The organism is Duganella callida (assembly GCF_004614165.1).
Classification (GTDB): Bacteria; Pseudomonadota; Gammaproteobacteria; order Burkholderiales; family Burkholderiaceae_D; genus Rugamonas; species Rugamonas callida.
This window is the reverse complement of sequence record NZ_SPVG01000264.1, coordinates 62,063-85,766: the sequence shown is the minus strand read 5'-3', so window position 1 is coordinate 85,766 and position 23,704 is coordinate 62,063. Positions and strand designations below refer to the sequence as shown.

The 23,704-nt window shown below is 64.7% G+C and carries 18 protein-coding genes; 4 read left to right on the top strand and 14 right to left on the bottom strand.

Translation table 11 applies throughout. From position 1 onward, the window contains the following. On the bottom strand, positions 1-505 hold a 505-nt coding region (locus tag E4L98_RS27790), incomplete at its 3' end, for an NAD(P)/FAD-dependent oxidoreductase (protein WP_135204780.1). Positions 506-545: 40 nt separating this feature from the next. Between E4L98_RS27790 and E4L98_RS27785 the strand changes: the two genes are divergently transcribed. Further along, positions 546-794: a hypothetical protein gene (locus tag E4L98_RS27785; protein ID WP_135204779.1), complete on the top strand. Its 249-nt coding sequence runs from the start codon at positions 546-548 to the stop codon at positions 792-794. On the opposite strand, the gene moaD is transcribed toward E4L98_RS27785, so the two are convergent. From moaD to thrC, 3 genes are read right to left on the bottom strand one after another with little or no spacing between them, the layout of a single operon-like run. Beyond that, positions 781-1,035: a molybdopterin converting factor subunit 1 gene (moaD, locus tag E4L98_RS27780; protein WP_135204778.1), complete on the bottom strand. Its 255-nt coding sequence runs from the start codon at positions 1,033-1,035 to the stop codon at positions 781-783. The two genes, E4L98_RS27785 and moaD, sit on opposite strands and share 14 nt — an antisense overlap. Then, complete coding sequence (locus E4L98_RS27775; protein WP_135204777.1) at positions 1,035-2,252, bottom strand: molybdopterin molybdotransferase MoeA; 1,218 nt, start codon at positions 2,250-2,252, stop codon at positions 1,035-1,037. The genes moaD and E4L98_RS27775 overlap by 1 nt, the downstream gene beginning before the upstream one ends. Beyond that, on the bottom strand, positions 2,252-3,727 hold the full coding sequence (gene thrC / locus E4L98_RS27770; protein WP_135204776.1) for a threonine synthase: 1,476 nt from the start codon (positions 3,725-3,727) through the stop codon (positions 2,252-2,254). Before thrC ends, E4L98_RS27775 begins: the two co-directional genes overlap by 1 nt. A 277-nt stretch (positions 3,728-4,004) precedes the next feature. Here thrC and E4L98_RS27765 point away from each other — a divergent pair, with 277 nt between their 5' ends. Further along, positions 4,005-6,710, top strand: coding sequence for a putative bifunctional diguanylate cyclase/phosphodiesterase (locus E4L98_RS27765; RefSeq protein WP_229257607.1), 2,706 nt, complete (start codon positions 4,005-4,007; stop codon positions 6,708-6,710). Here the strand turns inward: E4L98_RS27765 and E4L98_RS27760 are convergent. The 3 genes from E4L98_RS27760 to E4L98_RS27750 are packed head-to-tail and all read right to left on the bottom strand — an operon-like array spanning position 6,685 to position 10,286. Continuing rightward, positions 6,685-8,064, bottom strand: a complete 1,380-nt coding sequence (locus tag E4L98_RS27760; RefSeq protein ID WP_135204774.1) for an L-serine ammonia-lyase — start codon at positions 8,062-8,064, stop codon at positions 6,685-6,687. The genes E4L98_RS27765 and E4L98_RS27760 overlap by 26 nt on opposite strands. Before the next feature lie 29 nt (positions 8,065-8,093). Next, positions 8,094-9,062: an NAD-dependent epimerase/dehydratase family protein gene (locus E4L98_RS27755; RefSeq protein ID WP_135204773.1), complete on the bottom strand. Its 969-nt coding sequence runs from the start codon at positions 9,060-9,062 to the stop codon at positions 8,094-8,096. Positions 9,063-9,080: 18 nt separating this feature from the next. After that, positions 9,081-10,286: a glycine C-acetyltransferase gene (locus E4L98_RS27750; protein WP_135204772.1), complete on the bottom strand. Its 1,206-nt coding sequence runs from the start codon at positions 10,284-10,286 to the stop codon at positions 9,081-9,083. 158 nt (positions 10,287-10,444) lie between these two features. Between E4L98_RS27750 and E4L98_RS27745 the strand changes: the two genes are divergently transcribed. Then, positions 10,445-11,020, top strand: a complete 576-nt coding sequence (locus tag E4L98_RS27745; protein WP_135204771.1) for a helix-turn-helix domain-containing protein — start codon at positions 10,445-10,447, stop codon at positions 11,018-11,020. On the opposite strand, the gene E4L98_RS27740 is transcribed toward E4L98_RS27745, so the two are convergent. The 7 genes from E4L98_RS27740 to E4L98_RS27710 form a co-directional block, all read right to left on the bottom strand. After that, on the bottom strand, positions 11,017-11,751 hold the full coding sequence (locus tag E4L98_RS27740; RefSeq protein WP_167761467.1) for a PEP-CTERM sorting domain-containing protein: 735 nt from the start codon (positions 11,749-11,751) through the stop codon (positions 11,017-11,019). The two genes, E4L98_RS27745 and E4L98_RS27740, sit on opposite strands and share 4 nt — an antisense overlap. A 72-nt stretch (positions 11,752-11,823) precedes the next feature. Beyond that, on the bottom strand, positions 11,824-12,549 hold the full coding sequence (locus tag E4L98_RS27735; RefSeq protein ID WP_135204769.1) for a hypothetical protein: 726 nt from the start codon (positions 12,547-12,549) through the stop codon (positions 11,824-11,826). 66 nt (positions 12,550-12,615) lie between these two features. Beyond that, positions 12,616-13,818 carry an ammonium transporter gene (locus tag E4L98_RS27730; RefSeq protein WP_135204768.1) on the bottom strand — a complete coding sequence of 401 codons (1,203 nt, stop codon included), beginning with the start codon at positions 13,816-13,818 and terminating at the stop codon, positions 12,616-12,618. A gap of 183 nt (positions 13,819-14,001) precedes the next feature. Further along, positions 14,002-16,494 (bottom strand): zinc-dependent metalloprotease, encoded by a 2,493-nt coding sequence (locus E4L98_RS27725; RefSeq protein WP_135204767.1) that lies wholly within the window; start codon positions 16,492-16,494, stop codon positions 14,002-14,004. Further along, positions 16,491-18,656 (bottom strand): prolyl oligopeptidase family serine peptidase, encoded by a 2,166-nt coding sequence (locus E4L98_RS27720; protein WP_135204766.1) that lies wholly within the window; start codon positions 18,654-18,656, stop codon positions 16,491-16,493. Before E4L98_RS27720 ends, E4L98_RS27725 begins: the two co-directional genes overlap by 4 nt. Before the next feature lie 93 nt (positions 18,657-18,749). Continuing rightward, a complete protein-coding gene (locus E4L98_RS27715; protein WP_135204765.1) occupies positions 18,750-21,158 on the bottom strand; it encodes a putative bifunctional diguanylate cyclase/phosphodiesterase in 2,409 nt (802 codons plus the stop codon). 17 nt (positions 21,159-21,175) lie between these two features. Next, positions 21,176-21,802 (bottom strand): methylamine utilization protein, encoded by a 627-nt coding sequence (locus E4L98_RS27710; RefSeq protein WP_229257608.1) that lies wholly within the window; start codon positions 21,800-21,802, stop codon positions 21,176-21,178. A gap of 134 nt (positions 21,803-21,936) precedes the next feature. On the opposite strand from E4L98_RS27710, the gene E4L98_RS27705 reads away from it, so the two are divergent. Beyond that, positions 21,937-23,694, top strand: coding sequence for a GGDEF domain-containing protein (locus tag E4L98_RS27705; protein ID WP_135204782.1), 1,758 nt, complete (start codon positions 21,937-21,939; stop codon positions 23,692-23,694). Positions 23,695-23,704 lie beyond the last annotated feature (10 nt).

The following is a 23,704-nucleotide window of genomic DNA, read 5'->3' as shown; positions in this document are numbered from 1 at the left end:
GCGCAATCGCGCTGCCGCCGCCCTGCCCGTCGCGCGCCACTGCGCCTCCAGACACCGCGAAGCGCAGTGCCCCGTCATCCCGCCACCCCAGCCAGCGATGCCGCTGATGAAAGCGCACCCCGCTCTCGCGCAGCCGGTGCAGCCAGGCGCGCAGCAGCGGCGCCGCTTTCATATCGGTCGGGAACACGCGGCCCGAGGTGCCGACAAAGGTCTCCAGTCCCAGTCCATGCACGAACTCGCGCACATCGCGCGGGCCGAACGCGTCGAGCATGGGCTTCAGCCGCGCGGCACCGGCGCCGTAACGCGTGACGAAATCGGCATACGCCTCGGCGTGCGTGATATTCATCCCGCTGCGCCCGGCAAGCAGGAATTTGCGCCCCACCGACGGCATGGCGTCATACAGGTCCACCTGCGCCCCGCCCTGCGCCAGCGTCTGCGCGGCCATCAGCCCGGCGGGGCCGCCGCCGATGACGGCGACGCGAAAAGGTGTCAAACTAGACTGCATGCATTCGGTCCATTACTAAAAATACCAGGGAGTGAAGACTATGGGCGCGATATTCTGGCTGAAACGCTATCTGCTGGCCGCCGTTCCGCTGTTCGCGGTGCTGGCCGCTGTGGAATGGTACAAGGGATCGACCACACAGGAAGATTATCTGAGCGCCGGCGCCTGGGCGCTGATCGCCGCCGGCATCTTTACCTATACTTCATGGCGCCGCTATCGCCACGCCAAGGCATGCGGCATGTGCGAAGACCTCGCCGCCGCCCGCAAACACGACAACATCAGCCGCCGGTAACCGGCGGGAAGAACGCCACCTCGGCGCCGTCGGCCAGCGCCGTCTCGGGGCTGCACATCACCTGCTGGTACGCCATCCGGAGGGCCGGATGGCCCAGCGCCTGCCGCCAGGATTCGCCGCGCGCCGCCAGATGCGCGCGCAGTTCGCCCACCGTGGCCACGCCGGTCGGCAGCGCCATCGTTTCCGACGAGCTGCCCACCGCCTCGCGCACGCTGGCAAAGAATTTTACGGTAATAACCATCAGTACAATAACTCGCTAAACGGTATGAATCGAACCAGATCGCCCGACGCGATTGCCTGGCCGGGCGGATTGTCGATCACGCCATCGCCCCAGACCGTCGACGTCAGCACGCCGGAACTCTGATTGCGGAACAGTTCCACCCCACCCTGCTGGTTGATACGGGCGCGCAGGAACTCATTGCGCTTGTCGGCCTTGGGCCAGTCGAAATCGGCGCGCATGGTGAAGGCGCGCGGCGCGATCGTGCCCTCGACGCCCTGCAGGCGCAGGATGAACGGCCGCACGAACAGCAAAAACGTCACGAAGCTGGACACCGGATTGCCCGGCAGGCCGATGAAGAACGCCTGCCGCACCTCGCCGAATGCCAGCGGCTTGCCCGGCTTGACCGCGATCTGCCACATATTCAGCCGGCCTTCGGCCTCCACCGCCGGCTTGATGTGGTCTTCCTCGCCGACCGAGACGCCGCCCGAGGTGATGATCAGGTCGTGTCCCCGCGCCGACTCGCGCAGCACCGAGCGGGTGGCTTCCAGCGAATCCGGCACGATGCCGAAATCGGTGATCTCGCAGCCCAGATTCTCCAGCAGCGCGCGCAGCGTAAAGCGGTTGGAATTGTAGATCGCCCCCGGCGCCAGCGGCTCGCCCGGCATGGTCAGCTCGTCGCCGGTGAAGAACACCGCCACGCGCAGCTTGCGCCTGACCGGCAGCTGCGCCAGACCGACCGACGCGGCCAGCCCCAGCTCCTGGCTGCGCAGGCGCGTCCCGGCCGGCAGCACCACGCTGCCGGCGGTGATGTCCTCGCCGGCGCGGCGCACCCACTCGCCAACCCTGGGCGCGTGTTTGATGGTCACCACATCGCCATTCAGTTCGCACTGCTCCTGCATCACCACCGCATCGGCGCCGTCCGGAATCATGGCGCCGGTGAAGATGCGCGCGGCGGTCCCCGGCTGCAAAGGCTGGCCCACGTGGCCGGCCGGGATGCGCTGCGAGAGCTTGAGCGCCGCGCCGCCGCCGACGCAATCGGCCGCGCGCACCGCGTAGCCGTCCATCTGCGTGTTGTCGGCGCCGGGCACGCTCAGGTCCGACACCTGGGCCGCGGCCAGCACGCGGCCGTTGGCATGCAAGGTCGGAACGACTTCCACATCCGCCACCGGACGCACGGCGCCCAGCATCAGCGCCTGCGCTTCGCCGACCGACAGCATGGGTTTGCGCGGCTCGCTCATCACAGCCCCGTGTTGGCGGCGATGTAGGCTTTCATGGCCTCGACATCGGGTTTCATCACGACGAACTTTTGCGGCAGGTCTTCGATGTTCTCGAAGCCGTCGGGACGCTCGGCATCCTCGCCCAGCGCATCCAGGATGGTTTCGTTGAACTTGGCCGCCAGCGCGGTTTCCAGCACGATCATGGTCACCCCGGGCTCCAGGTTCTCCATCGCTACCTTGATGCCGTCGGCGGTGTGGGTGTCGATCACGATGCCGTAATCGTCGGCCACGTCACGGATGGTGTTCACCCGGTCGTCGTGGCTGGACTTGCCGGACTTGAAACCATATTGCGCCACCAACCTGAATTCGTCGCCATCGCTGCCCGGTTTGCCGGACAGGTCGAAGCCGCCGTCGGTCTCCACTTTGCGGAACAGCGCGCGGGTGCGGTCGCCGTCACGGCCCACCAGTTCATACACGAAACGCTCGAAATTGGACGCCTTGGAGATGTCCATCGACGGGCTGCTGGTGTGGTAGGTTTCGGCCGATTTGCGCACGCGGTAGACACCGGTTCGGAAGAATTCGTCCAGCACGTCATTTTCGTTGGTGGCCACCACCAGCTTGTCGATCGGCAGGCCCATCATGCGGGCGATGTGGCCGGCGCAGATATTGCCGAAGTTACCCGATGGGACGGTGAACGACACCTTCTGGTCATTGGACGTGGTCGCCGCCAGGTAGCCGCGGAAGTAGTACACCACCTGCGCCACCACGCGCGCCCAGTTGATCGAGTTGACCGTGCCGATCTTGTGCCTCGCCTTGAATTCCAGGTCGTTCGACACCGCTTTGACCATGTCCTGCGCGTCGTCGAACACGCCTTCGATGGCGATGTTGTAGATATTCGGGTCCTGCAGGCTGAACATCTGCGCGGTCTGGAAGGCGCTCATCTTCTTGTGCGGCGACAGCATGAACACCCGGATGCCGCGCTTGCCGCGCATCGCGTATTCGGCCGCGCTGCCGGTGTCGCCCGAGGTGGCGCCGAAGATGTTCAGCTCCGCGTTCTGCCTGGCCAGTGCATACTCGAACAGATTCCCCAGCAGCTGCATGGCCATGTCCTTGAAGGCCAGGGTCGGACCGTTGGACAGCGCCTGCAGTACCAGTTTGGTGCCGTTGACCTCTTCCAGCACGCGCAACGGCGTGATCTGGGCCGCGTCTTCGTCCTTGCGGGCGTTCTTGTACACCTCCTTGGTGTAGGTCTTCGCGGTCAGCGCGCGCAGGTCGGCTTCCGGAATATCGGTGGCGAACTTCTTCAGGATCTCGAACGCCAGGTCGGCGTACGACAGCTTGCGCCAGGCATCCAGCTCGGCGCCGCTCACCTGCGGGTAGACGGACGGCAGGAACAAGCCGCCGTCGGCCGCCAGGCCGCCAAGCAGAATGTCCGAAAATTGTTGGGAAGACGAAGCGGCGGCCGCCGATGCGGCGCGGGTAGACACGTATTGCATAGAGTAGAAAAGTCCGGTTGGGCTGCAGAACGGTACGAAGCGAAGGACTATTATAGTGCGGCCGGCGCATTCCCGTGAAATTTCACGTTGTTTTATGATGATGCTTGCCTAATTTTCGCCGGATCGGTCGCGTTCAAAGTACCATATATTCTGTCTTCAGGAGTGCTGCGCGCCTGCCGCTCCAGGCCATATACTGTTCCAGGTCTGCCATTCGCCCTGTAAATCAATGACGTCGTCTCCCCGCAAACAACCATCACAACAATCCTTTGTCAGTTATTTGTGGGCCTGTTTCGGCATTTTGCTGCTGGTGGCCAGCGCCTTCATGTTTTACGTCTGGACCGAAAAGCGCATCGACCGCGCCAATGAGCTGCGTTACGACTCGCACAACCTGGTGGAGGAACTGCGTCAGTCCTCCGACGATCTGACCCGCATGGCCCGCACCTACGCGGTCACCGGCGACACGCAATTCCGCCGGAGTTTTCAGGAAATCATCGATATCCGCGAGGGCCGCACGCCGCGGCCGCAGAATTACCAGAACGTCTACTGGGATCTGGTCACGGACAACAACCGGCGTCCGCGTGGCGCCACGACCAGCGTGCCGCTGATGCAGCTGGTGCGCGAAGCCGGCTTCACCCCGGAGGAGGTGGCGCTGCTGTCGGCCGCCAAGAACGAATCGGACAAGCTGGCCGGCACCGAATCCGCCGCCATGCGGCTGCGCGACAGTGGCGAGACCGCCGCCATCCAGCGCGCCATCGCCATGCTGCACGACGACGCCTATCATCGCGCCAAGGCGGACATCATGCGGCCGATCGGGGAAGTCAACGACAGCGTCGACCGCCGAACCCGCCGGTTGGTGACGGAGACCGCGCTGGACGCCAACCTCGCGCGGGCCGCTTTCATGCTGAGCGCCATCGTGCTGGTGCTGCTGGTATGGCGCGCCAAGCGCCGGCTGGACAAGGTGCTCGGCTGCTCGGTCGACCAGCTGCACGCCGCGATGGAGAAGCTGGGACGGGGCGATTTTTCCGAACCGCTGCAGGTACGCGAGGGCGGCGACAACAGCGTCTGGGGCTGGCTGGCGCAGACCAGGCAGAGCCTGGCCAGCCTGGATCAGGAACGACTGGCCGCGCTGGAGCGCATCCAGCGCGTCAGCCGCCTGTACGCGGCGCTCAGCCAGTGCAACCAGGCCATCGTGCGCAGCCGCAGCGAGGCCGAACTGTTCGACCGCATCTGCCGCGACGTGGTGCGGCACGGCGGCATGGCGATGGCGTGGATCGGCATGATAGACCGCGATCACGGCCGCATCACGCCGGTGGCGTCCTACGGCGCCGGCATCGAGTACCTGGATCAGCTGGAAGTATCGCTCGACGCCGCCGTGCCGGAAGGACGCGGACCGATCGGGCTGTCCTACCGCAGCGGTCAGCCCTACTGGTGCCAGGATTACCAGCACGCGCCGGAAACGGCCTACTGGCATGCGCACGGCGAACGTTATGGCTGGGCCGCGTCGGCAGCCGTGCCGCTGCGCCGCGACGGCGAAATCGTCGGCTTCTTCGCGCCCTATTCGCACATGGTCGACGCCTTCGACCACGAAGTGCGCGAGCTGCTGCTGGAGATGACGCTCGATATCGAATTCGCCCTGAAGAATTTCGACCGCGAGGCGGTGCGCCAGCAGGCCGACCAGCGCGTGCAATACCTGGCCCATTACGACGTGCTGACCGGACTGCCGAACCGCTCGCAGCTCCACGAGCGCGCGCGCCAGATGCTGGAACAGGCACGCAGTGCCCGCACCTCGCTGGCGCTGATGATGCTGGACCTCGACCATTTCAAGGACATCAACGATTCGCTCGGCCACACCGTCGGCGACGCCCTCTTGTCCGAGCTGGCGCTGCGCCTGACCAGTTGCCTGCGCGAAGACGACCTGGTGGCGCGCCTGGGCGGCGACGAATTCATCTTCGTGCTGCGCCACGTGGGCAGCAGCGAGGCCAGCGACGTCGCCCGCAAGCTGCTCGACCTGACCGGCGAATCGTACACGGTCGGCCTGCATGAGCTGAAAGTGTCCGCCTCGATCGGCATCGCCATGTATCCCGACGATGGCCTGGACGTGGAAACCCTGCTGCAACGCGCCGACGCCGCCATGTACCAGGTCAAGCGCGCCGGCCGTCACGACTTCCGCTTCTTCACCGCCGCCATGCAGCAGCGCGCGGCGCGCCATCTGCAAGTGGTGAACGGCCTGCGGCATGCGCTCGAACGCGAACAGTTGCGCGTGGTGTACCAGCCGCAGGTTTCCCTGAAGACGGGCCGCATCTGCGGCGCGGAAGCCCTGCTGCGCTGGGACGCCCCCGAACTGGGCGCGGTATCGCCGGCCGAATTCATCCCGGCGGCCGAGGAAAGCGGGTTGATTATCTCCATCGGCGACTGGGTGCTGCGCCAGGCCGTGCGCCAGGCGCGCCGGTGGCTGGACGCAGGCCTGCCGCCGCTGGTGATGGCGGTGAACCTGTCGGCGGTGCAGTTCCGCATCGCCGACCTGCCCTCGCAGGTGGCGCAGATACTGTACGAGGAAGGGCTGCCGCCGGAATACCTGGAACTCGAACTGACCGAGGGCGTGGCGCTGCAGGACCCGCAGGGCGCGATCGCCACCATGACGCAGCTGCACGACCGCGGCATCCGCATGTCGATCGACGATTTCGGCACCGGCTTTTCGTCGCTGAGTCACCTGAAGAAGTTCAAGGTCTACAAGCTGAAGATCGACCAGTCCTTTGTGCGCGATATCAGCACGGATGTGGAAGACAAGGCCATCGTCTGCGCCATCATCAACATGGCGCGCAGTCTGGGACTGACCACCATCGCGGAAGGCGTGGAGACGCTGGAGCAGAAGGAATTCCTGCGCGAGCAGCTATGCGATGAGATGCAGGGCTATCACATCGCCAAACCGCTGGCGCCGGAAGAGTTCGAGCGTATGCTCAGCAGGCAGCGTGATTCACAGTGATCACGTGGATCGCCAGGCCGCCCAGCGAGGTTTCCTTGTACTTGGCCTGCATGTCGGCGCCGGTCTGGCGCATGGTCTCGATCACTTCGTCCAGGCTGACGAAATGGGTCCCGTCGCCTTTTAAAGCCAGCGAAGCGGCGGTGATCGCCTTGACCGCACCCATGCCGTTACGCTCGATGCACGGAATCTGCACCAGGCCGCCGATCGGATCGCAGGTCATGCCCAGGTGATGTTCGATGCCGATTTCTGCGGCGTTCTCGATCTGCGCATTGCTGCCGCCCAGCGCCGCGACCAGGCCCGCGGCCGCCATCGCGCACGCCACGCCGACTTCGCCCTGGCAGCCGATTTCGGCCCCCGAGATCGAGGCGTTACGCTTGCACAGCATGCCGATGGCGGCCGCCGTCAGCAGGAAGTTGCGCACGCCGGTGAGCGGATCGAGCGGCTTGCAGTCTTCCGCATAGTAGCGCAGCACCGCCGGGATGATGCCGGCCGCGCCGTTGGTGGGCGCCGTCACCACGCGCCCGCCGGCGGCGTTTTCCTCGTTGACGGCCATCGCGTACAAACTGACCTGGTGCAGCGCGTCGTGCGGCAGATCGTTGGCGTTGTCCGGCTTGGCCTTGGCCTGCGCCCACAGGCTGGCGGCGCGACGCCGCACATTCAGGCCGCCAGGCAGCTGGCCGGGCGTATCGAGGCCGTGGGCGATACAGTCGCGCATCACCTGCCAGATCTTATCGAGGCCGGCGTTCAGTGCATCCTCGCTCATGCGCACGCATTCGTTCGCGCGCAGCATCTGCGGGATGGACAGGCCGCTGCGCACGCCGTGCGCCAGCAGCTCGTCCATGGTGCCGAACGGGTAAGGTACCTGCAGCGCTTCCGCCGCGGCGGTCGGCGCCTCGCCCTCTTCGCGGATAAAGCCGCCGCCCACCGAGTAATAGACCTTGCTGACGCTGCGGCCATCCTGGCGGGTCAACGTGAAGCGCATGCCGTTGGGATGTTCGGGCAGCGATTCGGCCATGTGGAACACCAGGTGCGTGCCGCGCCTGAACGGCACGCTGTGCGCGCCCAGCAGGTTCAGATGCCCCGCCGCTTCGGCTTCGGCCAGCTGCGCGTCGACGCGGGTCGGGCTGACGTCCTGCGGCGTTTCGCCCATCAGGCCAAGCAGCACGGCCTTGTCGGTGGCGTGACCGACACCGGTCAGCGCCAGCGAACCATACAGCTCGGCCCTGACTTCGGCCACGTCGTCGAGCGGAGCGTTATCCAGCAAAAACCTGCGGGCGGCGACCATCGGCCCCACCGTGTGGGAACTCGACGGCCCGATGCCGATCTTAAACAGGTCAAAAACGCTCATGTCCATCTGTTGGTCTCTCTCTATTCTTGTGCCGCTCAAGCGGCTTTGCCGAGGCTGACGTCGATATTGGTCAGCATGTCCTGCACCATCTCCTCAACGCCGATGCGCGCTTTCCAGCCCCAGTCGGCGGTGGCGGCGCCATCGTCCAGGCTTTGCGGCCAGCTGTCGGCGATGGCCTGACGGCTGTCCGGCTTGTAGGCGATCTTGAAGTCCGGGACCGCGCGGGTGATGGCGGCCGCCAGCTGCTCGGGATTGAACGAGACCCCGGCCACGTTGTAGGACGAACGCACCTTGACCTGCTCGGCCGGCGCGTCCATCAGTTCGATGGTGGCGCGGATCGCATCGGGCATGTAGATCATCGGCAGCGTGGTCTGCGGGCCGAGGAAGCATTCATAGCGCTCGCCACGCAGGGCCGAGTGGAAGATGGCGATGGCGTAATCGGTGGTGCCGCCGCCCGGCGGCGACTTGTAGCTGATGATGCCCGGATAGCGGATCGACCGCACATCCACGCCATATTTGAGGAAGTAGTATTCGCACAGACGCTCGCCGGCCAGCTTGCTGATGCCGTAGATGGTGGTCGGGTCCATCACGGTCAGCTGCGGCGTATCGGCCTGCGGCGTGTTCGGGCCGAACGCGGCGATCGACGACGGCCAGAACACCTTCAGGGGCTTGCCAATGGCGCCGCGTTCGCGCGCCACTTCCAGGATGTTCAGCAGGCCGTCCATGTTCAGGGTCCAGGCCTTGAGCGGCGCCGCTTCGCCGGTGGCCGACAGCATCGCCGCCAGCTGGTACACCTGGGTGACGTCTTCCTGCGCGATCAACTCGGCCAGCGCCTGCTTGTCGAGCACATTCAGGGTCAGGTAACGCGCGGCGTTATACAGATTGGTCGGGCTGATGTCGGCGGCGATCACGTTCTGCGCGCCGTGCTGCGCGGCCAGGGCTTCCACCAGTTCGCTGCCGATCTGGCCATTGGCGCCGATGACGAGAATTTTTTGTTGGGTCATGTTCTTGTTCCTGACGTTTCAGTTCTTCAGCAGGCCCAGTTCGCGGCCAGCCTGTTCGAATGCCTTGAGCACGGTGTCCAGCTGCGCGCGGGTGTGCGCGGCGGACAGCTGGACGCGCACGCGCGCCTGGCCCATCGGTACCACCGGGTAGAAGAAACCGCTCAGCAGCACGCCCAGTTCATACATGCGGGCGGCGAACTTCTGCGCCACCGGCGCGTCGAACAGCATCACCGGCACCACCGGATGCGTGCCCGGCTTGATGGTGAAGCCGAGCCGCTCGATCTCCTGGCGGAAGTAGGCGGTGTTTTCGTGCAGGCGGTCGCGCAGTTCGGTCGACGACGACAGACGCTCCAGCACCGCCAGCGACGCGCCGGCAATCGCCGGCGCCAGCGTGTTCGAGAACAGATAGGGGCGCGACTTCTGGCGCAGCATCTCGATCACCTCCTTGCGGCCGGAGGTAAAGCCGCCCATGGCGCCGCCCAGCGCCTTGCCCAGCGTGCCGGTGATGATGTCGACGCGATCCATCACATTGAAGTGCTCATGCGTGCCGCGGCCGGTCTTGCCCATGAAGCCGGAGGCGTGGCTCTCGTCGATCATCACCAGGGCGCCGTACTTGTCGGCCAGGTCGCAGATCTTGTCCAGCTGGGCGATGGTGCCGTCCATCGAAAACGCGCCGTCGGTGACGATCACCTTGTGGCGCTTGTCGGCGGCGGCCTGCAACTGCTTTTCCAGGTCGGCCATGTCGTTGTGGGCGTAACGGAAGCGCGCCGCCTTGCACAGGCGGATGCCGTCGATGATGGAGGCGTGGTTCAGCGCATCGGAGATGATGGCGTCGTTTTCGTCGAACAGCGGCTCGAACACGCCGCCGTTGGCGTCGAAGGCGGCCGCGTACAGGATCGTGTCCTCGGTGCCGAGGAAGGTCGACAGCGCCTGCTCCAGCTGCTTGTGCACGGTCTGGGTGCCGCAGATGAAACGCACCGACGACATGCCGTAGCCGTATTTTTCGGTGGCGGCGATGGCCGCCTGCGCCACCCACTCCTGGCCCGACAGGCCGAGATAGTTGTTGGCGCACATATTGATCAGCATGCGGCCATCCTCGCTCATCACTTCCGAGCCCTGGCGCGACGAGATCACGCGTTCCGGCTTGAACAGGCCCTGCTCGCGCAGTTGGTCCAGGGTGCTCTGGAGGCCGCTGTAGAAAGTGCTTTTTGCTTGATTGGTCATGATGATCCTTGTCTGTGTTACGATTTCACTGCCTTATGCGGAATTCGCTATTTCGAATGCAAGTTCGATATATTGAATATTATAGAGAACCAGTGAACTGCGCAACCCGCATGGCAAGCCGATTCATTTGAAATGTAGACCATCTGCCGAATAAAACAATGCAAGCACCCGTTTCGACCAACGCGCCGCCGGAAGTCGGCGCCGCACTCCAGCGTTTGCGCCTGGCCCGGGGCCTGACCCTGGAAGACCTGTCGCGCATTGCCGGCGTCTCCAAATCCATGCTGTCGCAGATCGAACGCGAGAAGGCCAATCCGACCATCGCCATCACCTGGCGCCTGGCCAACGCGCTGGGCGTGCCGATCGGCGAGCTGCTGGCCACGGCCGAGAAGGAAGCGGAAACCATCCGCGTGATCGACGCCCACGAGACGCCCACCCTGCCCGGCAACCACGCCGGCTACGTGCTGCGCATCCTGGGGCCGATGGAACTGGCGGGGAAATATGAATGGTATGAACTGACGCTGGCGCCCGGCGGCGAACTGGCCTCGCAGGGCCACGACCCGGGCGCGCAGGAGCACGTGACGCTACTGCACGGTGCCGTCGAGGTGGAAGTGGGTCACAGTAAAAGGAAGGTCAAGACCGGCGGCACCGCGCGTTATCCGGCCGACCAGCAGCACATCGTCCGTAACATCGGCAAAACCGAGGCGAAAGCGCTGATGGTCGTGATCCACCGTTAAGCCGTGCCACCGCGACGGCGGGCGACGCCGGCCAGTACCGCGATCCCGCCCAGCAGCATGGCGTACGTCTCGGGCTCGGGAACCGCAACCGCCGAGAACTCATAGCGTACCGCGTTCAGCGACAAGCTGGATGAGCCGCTGCCGCTCTGGTAGGCGTAGGTGCTCAGGTAGTTGTCGACACCAATCGCATTGGCATAAGTGAGCGGGTTGGCGCTGTACATCAGCACATCGAAACTACCTGCCTGCGCCGCGCTGCCGTTCGACGCATTCGAGAAATAGGTGGCGGAGCCGGTGACGACATCCTGCGACCGGAATGCACCATTCTCCATATAGCCGGTGAAAATGGTACCTCCCAGCGACACCTGCACATCACCGCCCTTGGCGGCAGTGAAGTAGCTGCCGTTGAGGCCGGTGCCAACCTTGGTCGTCAGGCTGTAGCCGGTTTTGGCGACGGCCACGATGCCGACACTGTCAGAGTCGGTGGCCTGCTGAGTCTGAGTGGCGGTGGTGCTGCCGGCCCGCACGGATGCCGAAACGTTCATGTCGGGCCGCATTTGCAGGGAAATGGTATCGCCAAGTACGGACGCGGCGCCCAGCCCCCAGAAGTCGGCATCGTAGAAAAACGTGGTGTGCGCGCCATCGATCTGAACCAGATTGGTGGCGCCAGCGGAAGACAGCCAGGCGGCGCCAGCCGCCAGAATCAGCAGACGGGGTAATTTCGCAATATTCATGATGGCTCCAGAGATGATGTCGAAACAGCATCTCATCCGTAGCGGCCAAAGTCAATTGTAATTAAGCCACTTTCAGAAGTTGCGCTTTCTCGCCCAGCGCATCAGGCTCAGGCCGCCCAGCAGCAGCGCGTACGTGTGCGGCTCGGGAATCGCGACCGTGGCGAACTGGTAGGCGACCGTGTCGAGCGACAACGCCGATGTGCCGCTGCCGACCTGGCGCACGTAAGTGCTTAGATAACTCTCGACGCCCAGCGTCGACACGTACGGGAGAATATTTCCGGTGTACATCAGTGCGTTGAATGGCGCCGAGCGCGCGGCGCCGCTCGAGGTGAAGTCCGCTTCGGTGGTGTAACCGGTAAAGCCGCTTTGCGGCACAAACACCCCATGGTCCATCTCGCCCAACAATAAGCTGCCGCTCAGGGTGACATTGACCTGACTGCCGCCGGCAGCCAGGGCATAATTTCCGCTCAGGCTGCTGCCGACCAGCGTTTGCAGGTTATAGCCGGACTTGGCCACCGCCACCACGCCTGGGCTGGCAAAGTCGAATGCCTGCTGCAGTTGATTTGCGGTCGTGGTGCCGGTCCGCACGCTGGCCGCGACGGCGAAGTCGGGGCGCACCTGTAGCGTGATCGCATCGCCCTGCACGCTGGCCGCGCCCAGGCCCCAGAAATCGGCATCGTAGAAGAAGGTCGCGTGCTGGCCGTCGATCTGCACCAGATTGGCGGCCTGAGCCGAAGAGAGACTGACGGCGCCTGACGCCAGCAGCAACAGCAGACGGGTGGATCGCGTGGTATTCATGATCGCTCCCTTGGTGAGGTCTGCTCAGCATCGCACCCGCCGCCAGCAATGTCAATGATAATCGGCTCACCAGTTGGATTCGCGCTCCGGCGTCGAGGTAATGCGGTGAATGGACAGGTCGGCGCCCTGGAACTCTTCTTCCGGATCGAGTCGCAGTCCGAGGGTGGCCTTTAGCAAACCGTACACGGCATAGCCGCCGAGGGCGGCGATCGCCACTCCCAGCGCCGTGCCCGCCACTTGCGAGAGCAGCGAGACGCCACCGGCGCCGCCCAGCGCCCGCTGGCCGAAGATGCCCGCGGCAACGCCGCCCCAGGCGCCGCACAAACCGTGCAGCGGCCAGACGCCGAGTACATCGTCGATCTTCCACTTGTTTTGCGCCAGCGTGAACATCCAGACGAAGATGGCGCCGGCGATGCCGCCTGTGACCAGCGCCCCCAGCGGGTGCATCAGGTCGGAGCCGCCGCACACCGCCACCAGGCCGGCCAGCGGACCGTTGTAGGCGAAGCCGGGATCGTTGCGCCCCATCATCAGCGCCACCAGCGTGCCGCCCACCATGGCCATCAAGGAATTCACCGCCACCAGCCCGTTCATCTTGTCCAGCGCCTGCGCGCTCATGACATTGAAGCCGAACCAGCCCACGGTCAGGATCCACGCGCCCAGCGCCAGAAACGGAATCGACGACGGCGGATGCGCGGCGATGGCGTCGTTCTTCATGTAGCGGCCGCGGCGCGCGCCCAGCAGCAGCACCGCCGGCAGCGCGATCCAGCCGCCCATGGCATGCACCACCACCGAGCCGGCAAAGTCGTGAAACGCCGCGCCGAAAGCTTGCGTCAGCCAGGCCTGGACGCCAAAGCGGTTGTTCCAGACCATCCCTTCAAAGAAAGGGTAGACCAGGCCGACCAGCAGCGCCGTCGCCATCGTCTGCGGATGAAAACGCGCGCGCTCGGCGATGCCGCCGGAAATAATGGCGGGTATGGCGGCAGCAAAGGTCAGCAGGAAGAAGAATTTGACCAGCTCATAGCCATTGCGCGCCGCCAGCACGTCGGCCGACGCAAAGAAATTGATGCCATAGGCGATGCTGTAGCCGACGAAAAAGTACGCGATCGTGGACACCGCGAAATCGACCAGGATCTTCACCAGCGCATTGACCTGATTTTTCTTGCGCACCGTGCCCAATTCGAGGAAGGCAAAACCCGCATGCATCGCCAAAATCATGATAGCGCCGAGCAAGATAAACAAGGCATCGGCGCCGTCTTTGTATCCACACATCAAAATCACTCCCCAAAATAAAGCACGCAAAATAAAGAACTAACATGGAAAGCAATTTCCGTTCCAATTTGGTGCAATATTTAAGTGCCTGATTTCAATGTGTTTTGATTTTGTGCGGGACTCCGCACCAGTGCTGTGCGCACCAAACAAATGCCTTGTTTTGGTGCGCACCGTTGACGCGGCTCAGATAGGCGCGCCGGGCGGCACCACAGGCAGCGGACGCAGCTTGACGCTGCGCGGATCGGTCAGGTAGGCCATGATCAACTCGGCCGCCTGCCTGCGACTGCCGGCGGCGACGCCCTGGGCCGGATTTTTCTGCAACCATTGCGCCAGCTCGCGCACCGCCTCACGCACTTCCGCTGCCACCTGCGGATGCAGCTGGCCGCCGTCCAGCAGATTGAGCAGGCTGTCCACCACCACCCAGTCGGCGGCCAGTTGAACCGCCTCGCCGCCGGTCAGCGCGGCCGGCACCGGTGCGCGCTTCCAGGTCTTCTGCAGCAGCACGGACAGCAGTTCTTGCACGCCCGGCTGTTTGCTGTCGCGCGCGTGTTGCCAGGCCACGCGGTTGATGCGGCCCGGGTCCAACAGAAAACCGGTGCTCTGGGCCGCTCCGGTTTCGGCGATCGACAGCGCGTCGAACACCGAACCCATTTTGGTCGCAAAGTATTCGCGGTTGCGCGCATATCCGGCTGCCGGCGGCGTCAGCACGTCCAGCACGTTGGGCGGCAGCGTCAGATATTCGGCGCGCAGGCTATCGGTCAGCCGGTTAATCGCCTGCCGCTGCACATCGGCCGGCGTGCTGCGGATGCCGGCCCGGCCGGCGCCAGCGCGCACGTCGCCGGCGCTGGTGTAATCGAAATCGCCGCCGCCGATCAGACGCGCCACGGCCTCGCCCTGGTAACGCTGCAGCAGATAGACCGGCACCAGCCGGGCTTCCAGTTCGCCGATCTGGCGCGCGTCCGGCAGCACGGCGGTCGAAAAGGTCTGCAGCGCGCGCTGACGCACCGCGCCCAGCTGATCCCAGGTCTTCAGCGTGTCCGGACCGAAGTCCCATAGCAGGCCATCCGGGTGGCTGGCGCCCGGCGCGCGGTCATCCTGGTCGCTGGAGTACAGCAGGCCGGCCGCGCGTGCAGCGGCCCGCAATTTCGCCAGCGCGGCCTGCTCCTGCTGGCCGCCGCCGAAGTCGCCGTAGATGTAGTTGACAATGTAGTCGTCCCACGGACCGACGCCGACACCGTAGGCGTTCGACAGATCGACCTCGCCCTTGTCGTTCAATGCGAGAATCGGATGCGGATAGTCCATCACCGAGCCATTGCCCATGCGGCTGGCGGCAAAGTTGTGGGCGAAGCCCAGCGTGTGGCCGACTTCATGCGCCGCCAGCTGACGCACGCGCGCCAGCGCCATTTCCTCGGCCAGTTGATGCTTGTCCGCAGGGGCGTTCTTCCCGTAGGGCGCCAGCAGCGATTCGGCGATCAGGATGTCCTGGCGCACGCGCTGCGATCCCAGCGTGACGGCGCCGCGCAGGATCTGGCCGGTGCGCGGATCGGTCAAGGCATTCCCGTACGACCAGCCGCGCGTGGCGCGGTGCACCCAGCTAATGACGTTGTAACGGATGTCCTGTGCGTCCACGCCCTCCGGCAGCAGTTCGACGCGGTAGGCGTCCTTGAAACCGGCCTTTTCGAAGGCGCTGGCCCACCACGATGCCCCGGCGATCAGCGCCGAGCGTATCGGCTCGGGCGCGCCGCGGTCGACGTAATACACGATCGGCTTTTTGACGGTGCTGACGGTGGCCGACGGGTCGGTCTTTTCCAGCCGGTGGCGCACCTGCCAGTGCACGTCGATGCTGTCGGACATCGGCGTGGCGTAGTCGAAGTAGCTGCTGTCAAAGCCACCCGAATATGGATGATAGGGGCGTGGATGCCAGCCGCCCGCGGCCTCCAGCCGCGGCAGGCGCACCATGCTGATACGTTGGCGCATCGACAGGCTGGCCGGATCGGCGGCCACCTGCCGCACATATTCGCCCTGCCCCGGACCGGCGAAAGTCAGCAGCGCCTCCAGTTCCACGTTGTCGGGGAAGGCCTTGGCTTCGGCCGCCAGCACGGCGCTGCGGGCCGGATCGACGGCATACGTCCCCTGCCGGGTGCGCGCCAGACTGCCGGCGATGCCGTGATGGTCGGCCAGCAGGAAGCTGGAAAAGTCGACCAGATAGCGGTCGTTATCGCTGGCGAGAATCTCGCCCGCCCACAGCACCGAATTGGAGAACGATTCACGCACGGCGGCGCGCTCGTCTCGGTCCTGCGAAACGGCGGTGTAGTTGGTGTTGTCCTGCACCAGGAATAGCCGCGCGCCATGCCGCTCGAAATGGACCATGCGCATCTCGCCCGCCTGGCCACGATCGAGGCCGACGTCGTTCGAACCGAGCGCGTATGGCAGGGAGCTGACCAGCATGAACGGCTGCTCCAGCGCGCCGACGGCCAGCAGCACCCGGCCCTTGTCGACGTCGCGCCAGACGTCGATGAAGCCGGGCTGGGGCTGCAGCGCGCGCGTGAGGTCGGCGAGCGATTTGGCGGCTGCCGGCGCCGCGCCGGCCGCAGACGGCGCAGCGCCGGCAAATCCGGTAGCGCCGGCCATCAGTACGGCCAGCAGCAGCGGTCGCGCCAGAGACGCGCGGCTCATTGCTGCCCCGCCGCGTGGCTGGCCGGTTCGCTGCCATCCATCTTCAGCGCGCGCGAGATGAAGCCCCAGCGGTCGGCCACTTCCTCGATCTGCTTGCTGGTCGGTTTGCCGGCGCCATGGCCGGCCTTGGTCTCGATACGGATCAGGATAGGCGCGCCGCCCGGCGCCTGGTCCGCCTGCGCGGTGGCGGCGAACTTGAAGCTGTGGGCCGGCACCACGCGGTCGTCATGGTCGGCGGTGGTGATCATGGTCGCCGGATAGCAGACGCCCTTCTTCAGATTGTGCAGCGGCGAATATTTGACCAGCGCCTTGAATTCCTCCGGATTGTCTGACGAGCCATAATCCGATGTCCACGCCCAGCCGATGGTAAACTTGTGGAAGCGCAGCATATCCATCACACCCACCTGCGGCACCGCCGCCGCGAACAGGTCCGGCCGCTGCGTCATCGCCGCGCCGACCAGCAGGCCGCCGTTGCTGCCGCCGCCGATCGACAATTTCGCCGGCGATGTCACCTTATGCGCGATCAGCCACTCCGCCGCGCCGATGAAGTCATCGAATACATTCTGCTTCTGCAGTTTGGTGCCGGAGGCGTGCCACGATTCGCCGTACTCGCCGCCGCCGCGCAGATTCGCCATCACGTACACGCCGCCCATCTCCAGCCAGGCCAGGTTGGCCACCGAGAAGCTCGGGGTCAGCGAGATATTGAACCCGCCATAGCCGTACAGGTAGGTCGGATTGCCGCCATCCAGCTTGATGCCCTTTTTGGCGACGATGAACATCGGCACCTTGGTGCCATCGCGCGAGGTGAAGAACTCCTGGCGGGTCTCATAGACTTCCGGATCGAAGTCCACCTTCGGCTGGCGATACACGCTGCTCTTGTTGGCCTTCAGGTCATAGCGGTAGATGGTCGACGGCGTGGTGAAGCTGGTGTACGAATAGAAGGTCTCGGTATCGGCGCGCTTGCCGCTGAAGCCGCCGGCCGTGCCCAGTCCCGGCAGCTCGATATCGTGCAGCGCCTTACCTTTCAGATCGTAGACCTTGACCAGGCTGTGCGCGTCGCTGAGATAATCGACGATCAGCTGGTTGTTCACCAGCGACGCCGACACCATGGTATTGCTGCTCTCCGGGACGATCTGCTTCCAGTTCAGCACACCGGGCTTGCGGGTGTCGATGCTGACGATGCGCCCGCGCGGCGCATTGCGCTCGGTGCGGAACAGGAATACCGGGCCGTCGTTGCCGATGAAATCATAGGCCGCGTCGAAGTCTTCCAGCAGGCCCGCCACTTTCGCATCCTTTTTGCCCAGCTCCTTGTAGAACACGCGGTTCTTGTTCTCCGTCCCCTGCGACGCGTGAATCACCAGGTAGCGGCCATCCTCCGTCACTTCGGCGCTGAAGCCCCAGTCCTTGTGATCCGGGCGCTCGTACACCAGCACATCCTCGCTCTGCCGGGTGCCGAGCTTGTGGAAGTACAGTTTCTGGAAGTAGTTGACGACGGCCAGCTTGGTGGCTTCCTTAGGCTCGTCGTAGCGGCTGTAGAAGAAGCCCGAACCATCCTGCAGCCAGGCGGTACGCGAGAACTTGACCCACCTGATGTGATCCTCGACATCGGCGCCGCTGTCGATGTCGCGCACCTTGATCTCGTTCCAGTCCGAGCCCGAAGCGGCGGTGCTGTAGGCCAGATACCTGCCGTTCGGGCTCACGGCCAGTCCGGCCAGCGCCACGGTGCCGTCCGCGGCCAGCGTGTTCGGGTCGAGCAGCATGCGTGGCACGTCGGCCAGCGACTTCATGGTGTACAGCACCGACTGATTCTGCAGGCCGTCGTTACGGCTGTAGAAATAGCGCCCGCCTTCCTTGAACGGCACGCTGAAGCGCTCGAAGTTCCACAGGCGGGTCAGGCGCGACTTGATGGCGTCGCGATTGCCGATCTGCGACAGATAGCCTTGCGTGAGCCTGTTCTGCGCGTCCACCCAGTCCTTGGTCTCGGCGCTGTTGGCGTCTTCCAGCCAGCGGTACGGATCGGCGATGACGGTGCCATGGTAGTTGTCCTGCTGCTCCACCGTATGCGACACCGGATAGTTCAGCGGCGCGCCCGGCGCCGGACAGTTTTGGGCCAGCGCGGCCTGGGAAAGGATGAGGGAAGCCAGAAGTGCTTTGCGTTGCATGTGTGATCCGTATCCATGGAAGGTCATCAGGAGTACAGATCATAACGTGAACTATGACAAATATGACACGTTAGCCTGAAAGCAAAGCGATTTTTATTTGGCGTAGCTGACCGCCCCCTCCACCGCCGCTGCGGCCAGCGGCGCCTGCCACTTCTCCAGCCATGGCACCAGCTGGTCGGCCGGAATCGGGCGGCTCATGAAATAGCCCTGGCCCTGGTCGCAGCCCAGGTCCGCCAGCAGGCGCCACACGGCTTCGCTCTCGATGCCTTCCGCCACCACGCGCAGGCCCATGTTGTGGCCCAGGTCGATGGTGGAGCGCACGATCTTGGTGTCGCCCTCGTCGTGCTCCATGTTCAGCACGAAGGACTTGTCGATCTTGAGCTCATTCACCGGCAGCCGCTTGAGATAGGCCAGTGAGGAATAACCGGTGCCGAAATCGTCGATCGACAAATCCAGGCCCATGGCGCTCAGGCGTTCCAGCGTCTGCTGCGCGCGCACCGGATCGTCCATGATGGCGCTCTCGGTGATCTCCAGGCAGAACGAGCCCGGTCCCAGCTTGTGGCGCGACAGCAGATCGGCAAACTTGGCCGGCAGGTCCTGGTCCAGCAGGTCGCGCGTGGACAGGTTGACCGACACCTTGAGATGATGGCCGCGCCCCGCCAGCTCGCGGCACAATTCGGCCGACCGCTCCATCACCCAGCGCGTCAGGATGCGGATAAAGCCGGTCTGCTCGGCGAACGGTATGAACTCGTCGGGAAACACATTGCCGCGCTCCGGATGCACCCAGCGCACCAGCGCCTCCATCCCCACCACCTGGCCGCTGGCCAGCGAGATTTTCGGCTGCACGTGCAGGCGGAACTGGTTGCCTTCCGCCGCGTTGCGCAGCTCCGTCAGCAGCGACAGGCTCTTGGCGCTGGACTTGTCCATCGCCGGGTCGTACACCACCGGTCCCTCGGTACGCTGCTTGGCCGCGTACATCGCCACCTCGGCCATGCTGAGCAGGGTCTCGCCGTCGGCCGCATGTTCGGGATACCCGGCGATGCCCAGGCCGGCGCCGATGTCCACCATCTGGTCTTCCAGCGACAGCGGCGTCTCCAGCGCCTGCAGGATTTCGTAGGCCATCATCTGCGCCGCGTCCAGATTGGCGGCCGGCAGCAGCACGGCGAATTCGTCGCCGCCCAGGCGCGCCACCTGCGCCGACGACTGCCGGCGGTTGGCCAGCAGCAGCTGCAGGCGGCCCGCGACCTGGCGCAGCAGGGCGTCGCCGAAGCTGTGGCCCATGACGTCGTTGACATGCTTGAAGCGGTCCAGGTCCATCATCAGCACGTACAGATGTTCTTCGCGCCGCTGCGCCTCCGGCAGCGCGTCGTTCAGCAGCAGCACGAATTGCGCGCGGTTGGGCAGATTGGTCAGCGTGTCCCAGTACGCCAGGCGGCGGATTTCCTGCTCGCGCTTGGCGATCCCTTCGCGCATGGCGTCGAAGGCATGGGCCAGCGCGCCGATTTCATCTTCGCGCGTGCTGTCGATCGGGACTTTGTAATCGCCCTCCTCCAGCCGCTTGGCGGTGACGGCGAGAGCGCTGATCGGCTGCGCGATGCGCTTGGCGGCGAGCACGATGGCCAGTGCCGAAACGAAGATGCCGCCCAGCGTCAGGCCGACCAGCCAGCGCTCCAGCCGGCGGTATTCGGCCGTGGCCTCGTCGATCGAGCGCGCCAGCAGCACGCTGGCGGTGGATCCGTTATCCTCGCCGATCGGCGTCAGGCGCGCGCTGTACTGCGCGGTTTCCACCGTCATGTCGAACGGACCGGCCGGCGCCGCCGGCAATGCCTGCAACTGGTCGACCACCGCCTGCGCCGACGGCCCGACGAAGGTGGAACCGGCCTGCAGCCATCTGCCCTGCGGGTCGCGGGTCAGCACCGTGGTGTGCAGCGAGGTCACTTCGCGCATGTCGTTGGCCAGCTGGCGGTCGATCGGGAAGGTCATGACGATCCAGCCGATGGTGATCGGCGCCTTGATCGGCATGGCCACGATCTGATACGGCCGGTGGTCGACGATGGCGATGCCGTTGGCGCCGTCGGCCGCCTCCGCCGCGTCCAGCATGCTCAGGGCGATCTGCTCCAGCGCGGCCGACTGCTTGGGATTGGTGGTGGCGCCGATCCTGCGGTCCTCGCCGATCAGCATCGACAGCGACGCCTTGATGCGGCGGCCGCTGTTTTCCAGCGCCGACTCGATGGTGGCGCGGTCGCCTTCATCATTGTTGCCGATGGCCGCCAGGAACGCCGTGTCGCGCGCCAGCAGCCGCGCGCCGAAGCGCAGGCTCTGGGCGTTCTGGTCGAGCAGGCGGCGGAACACCTTGGCGCCATTGTTCAGTTCCGCGCCGATGGAGAGACGCGCATTGTTGTCGATGCCGCGCTGGATCACCAGCAGGCCGGCCACCTGGACGGCGACGATCAGCACCAGGAACAAAGTGACGATACGGCTTTCGAGACTGCGAAATCGCATGCTGGTCCTTATCGAGCTCACAGGCCGGACGGGTCGCCGGCCACCGGCGGCTTCATCGCCAATTTGAACACGGCGGTGGCCGGCTCCGCGCCGGCCTTCACCGTCACCGCCTCCTCCGCGGTGCCGCCGCCGGCGGCATTGTAGTGCCAGACCTTGACCGTATACCTGCCCTCCTTCGGCAGCTCGATGCGGGCCGCGCCCGCGCCGTCGGTGCGGGCGAAGTATGGCGTGTCGACCACCCTGACGTACGCGATCATTTTGTCATGGATATTGCAGCCCAGGACCACCGTGCCGGCCTTGTCGAACACCTGCGGCGTGGCCTGCTGCCCCGAATACAGCTTCTGGTCGAACTTGTGGGCCGGCGAGAACGAATAGATGTGGTGGCGTACCTTGTCGTTGTTGGGAAACTGGATGGTGGCGCCGGTCTGCACCACCGTCACCAGCGGCAGGAACTTCAGTCCCTTCTGCTCGATCTGCGCCTCCCTGGGCGCGGCCCGGGCGGGGATGCCGTCGCCCTCGATGTAGACCACGGCGTCCGGCAGCACCTTGCCGCTGGTGTCCTGCACCTGCACCGCGACGCCGGTGGCGCCGGCGCCGGCCGCGGCCAGCAGCAGGGGAACGGCTGCAATGTTTCTCAAATTCATCATGCTGTCACAATACATCATTAAACTTATCCAGTTAAACCGACCCAGCCAACCTCACCGTGAACTCCGCTCTCCAGCCCGCCGCCGGCGCCACCATCACCTATCTCAAGCCTCGCGAAGAGGATGAGGATGCCATGTTGCGCACCCATCTGCACGATATTCTGGCGCGCCGGCAGCTGAGCGCGCTATTTCAACCGATTGTACACATGCAGACGGGCGAAATCATCGCTTATGAAGGTTTGATCCGCGGGCCGTCGGACAGTCCATTACATTCGCCCCTGAATTTGTTCAAGGCGGCGCGCGCCAATGGCCTGACGGTACAGGTCGAACACCTGTGCCGGCGCGTGGTGCTGGAGCGCTTTGCCGAGCTGGAACTGCCGGGCAAGCTGTTCCTCAACGTCAGTCCCGACTCGCTGCTGCAGCGCGACGCCCGCCACGGCGAAACCCTGGAATACATCCACCGGATCGGCATCAACCCGGACCGCGTGATCATCGAGCTGACCGAAAACCAGCCCACCTATGATTATGCGCTGATGCGCGAAGCGGTGTTGCATTATCGTAAAATGGGCTTTCAGATCGCCATCGACGATCTGGGCGAAGGCTTTTCCAGTCTGCGGCTGTGGTCGGAGCTGCGGCCGGAATACGTCAAGATCGATATGCATTTCATCCAGGGCATCAACCAGGACCCGGTCAAGCTGCAGTTCGTGCGCTCCATCCAGGAAATCGCCGAAAAATCCAATACGCGGGTGATCGCCGAAGGCATGGAAACCCAGGCCGAGCTGCTGGTGCTGCGCGATGTCGGCGTCGCCTACGGCCAGGGCTATCACCTGGGCCGGCCGCATCCGAACCCGGCCCGCAGCGCGCCGGCGGAAGTGGTCAAGGCGCTGTCGCGCTCCGGCGTGGCGGTGTATCCGCAGCGCGGCGCCGACCCGAAGGCCAGCGCGCACAAGCTGCTGCACGCGGTGCGGTCGGTGCCCCCGTCCATGAACAACAACGAGGTCTACGCGATTTTCCAGGCCGATCCCAAGCTGATGATACTGCCGGTGGTGGACCAGGGCCAGCCGCTGGGCCTGATCAGCCGCTTCGACATGATCGAGCACTTCGCGCGGCCTTATGAACGCGAGCTGTACGGCAAAAAATCGTGCCGCCAGTTCATGGACGCGCGGCCGCTGATCGCCGACCAGGCCACCAGCCTGCAGGAACTGAGCTTCCGCATGGCCGAAGCCGATGCCCATCATTTGTTCAACGGCTTCATCATCACCGACCAGGGCCGCTACCTGGGCATGGGCACCGGCCACGACCTGATGCGCGAGATCACCCAGTTGCAGATCCACGCCGCGCGCTACGCCAATCCGCTGACCCAGTTGCCGGGCAATGTGCCGATCACCGAACACATCGACCGCTTGCTGGAAAGCGGCAGCCGCTTCTGGGTCTGCTACTTCGACCTCGACCATTTCAAGCCGTTCAACGATGTATACGGCTACCGCCGCGGCGACGACGTGATCCAGCTGACCGGCAAGCTGCTCAGCTGTTATTCCGACCCGGACCGCGATTTCGTCGGCCACATCGGCGGCGACGATTTCATGGTGCTGTTCCAGAGCGAGGACTGGGAACGCCGCTGCCAGGCCGTGCTGGCCGAGTTCGCCCACCACGTGGACCAGTTTTACAGTGTGGCAGACCGCGAGCGCGGCGGTTATATCAGCGAAGACCGTCAGGGCCGCAAGGTGTTTTATTCGCTGATGAGTCTGTCGGTGGGCGCGATCCGCGTCGAACCGCAGCAATATTACAGTCATCACCAGATCGCCACTGCCGCCAGCGAATCGAAAAAGCAGGCCAAGAAAATCCACGGCAACAGCCTGTTCCTCGACCGCCGCCAGCCGCCGGCGCCGTAAGCCGGTTCAT